Source organism: Streptomyces sp. NPDC006655, assembly GCF_040703965.1.
In the GTDB taxonomy this organism is placed as follows: Bacteria; Actinomycetota; Actinomycetes; order Streptomycetales; family Streptomycetaceae; genus Streptomyces.
On record NZ_JBEYJU010000160.1, the window covers coordinates 10,090 to 12,047 of the forward strand.

Annotated in this window: 1 protein-coding gene; it reads left to right on the forward strand. The window is 76.4% G+C overall.

Going from position 1 to position 1,958, the window contains the following annotated elements:
* A partial coding sequence (gene cydC / locus AB0958_RS42445; protein ID WP_366895847.1) for a thiol reductant ABC exporter subunit CydC occupies positions 1-1,853 on the forward strand: 1,853 nt, incomplete at its 5' end.
* Positions 1,854-1,958: the final 105 nt, after the last annotated feature.

The following is a 1,958-nucleotide window of genomic DNA, read 5'->3' on the forward strand; positions in this document are numbered from 1 at the left end:
GCTTTGCTGGGCTGGAAGGCGCTGCGGGTCAGGGGCTCGGTCGGGTGCGGAAGGCCGGGAGGGACCCGCTTCGGCGAGTTCGCGCCGCGGCCGGGGCCCGGCGGGGGCGGCTGCTGCTCGCCCTCTTGCTCGGCGCTCTCGCGCTCGGCAGTGCCGTCGGACTGATGGCGACCTCCGGCTGGCTGATCTCGCGAGCCTCGCAGCAGCCGCCCGTGCTGTATCTGATGGTCGCCGTGACGGCCACGCGTGCCTTCGGGATCGGACGGGCCGTGTTCCGGTACGGCGAACGGCTGGTGTCGCACGACGCGGTGCTGCGGATGCTGGCCGAGACCCGGGTCGCCGTGTACCGGCGGCTGGAGCGGCTCGCCCCGGCCGGGCTGCGGGCGACCCGGCGGGGCGATCTGCTCAGCAGGCTGGTCGCCGACGTGGACACCCTCCAGGACTACTGGCTGCGCTGGCTGCTGCCCGCCGGTGTCGCCGGGGCCGTGTCCGCCGGGGCCGTGGGGTTCACCGCCTGGCTGCTGCCCGCGGCCGGGGCCGCGCTCGCGGCGGGGCTGCTGGCCGCAGGCGTGGGGGTTCCGCTGGTGACCTCGGCCGTGGCCCGGCGGGCCGAGCACCGGCTGGCGCCCGCCCGGGGACTGCTCGCCACCCGGGTCACCGACCTGCTCACCGGCACCGCCGAGCTGACGGTAGCCGGTGCGCTGCCCGCCCGCAGGGACGAGGCCCGACGGGCCGACGGCACGCTCACCCGGATCGCCTCGCGGGCCGCCACCGCCACCGCGCTCGGGGACGGCCTGACCACCCTCCTGACGGGGCTCACCGTCGCCGCCGCCGCGCTGCTGGGCGCGGAAGGGGTCGCCGACGGCCGGTTGAGCGGGGTGGCGACGGCCGTCGTCGTCCTCACTCCGCTGGCCGCCTTCGAGGCCGTTCTGGGACTGCCGCTGGCCGTGCGGCACCGGCAGCGGGTGCGCAGGAGCGCCGAGCGCATCTACGAGGTGCTGGACGCGCCCGAGCCCGTCCATGAGCCGGAGTGCCCACGGCAGGCCCCGACCACGCCCTTCCCCGTCGTGCTGAAGGGGCTGACGGCCCGGCACCAGGGGCAGGGGCGCGACGCGCTCGCCGGAATCGACCTCACCCTGCGGGAGGGGCGCAGGGTCGCCGTGGTCGGGCCCTCCGGTTCCGGCAAGACGACCCTCGCCCAGGTCCTGCTGCGGTTCCTCGACCCGGACTCGGGCTCCTACACGGTCGCCGGCGTGGACGCGTACGGCATGGACAGCGACGACGTGCGACGGCTGGTCGGACTGTGCGCCCAGGACGCGCACCTCTTCGACAGCTCCGTGCGGGAGAACCTGCTCCTCGCCCGGAAGGACGCCGTCGAGGCGGAGTTGCGGGACGCGCTCGGCCGGGCCCGGCTGCTCGACTGGGTGGACGGGCTGCCCGACGGGCTCGACACCCTGGTCGGCGAGCACGGGGCACGGCTGTCCGGCGGGCAGCGACAGCGGCTGGCGCTCGCCCGGGCACTGCTCGCGGACTTCCCGGTACTGGTCCTGGACGAGCCCGCCGAACATCTCGACCTGCCCACGGCGGACGCGCTCACCACGGATCTGCTGGCGGCCACCGAGGGCCGCACCACGCTGCTCATCACGCATCGGCTGGCGGGCCTGGCCGCGGTGGACGAGGTGATCGTGCTCGACGAGGGCCGGGTGGTGCAGCGCGGGCCGTACGCGGAACTCGCCGCGACGGCCGGGCCGCTGCGCGTGATGGCGGAGCGGGAGGCCGCCGCGGAGTCGCTGCCGGGACCACGGGACCAGGTGCTCCAGGGCCCGGTCGCGGGCTCGGCCCGGACGCCCTAGGGGCCCTTCTGATGGATCTCCGCGGCGTCGCGACGCCCGGCACGCACGCTCGACGCACGGGGTGGCGGGCTAGGTGGCTCCGCCACATGACCCGCCACCCCGCAC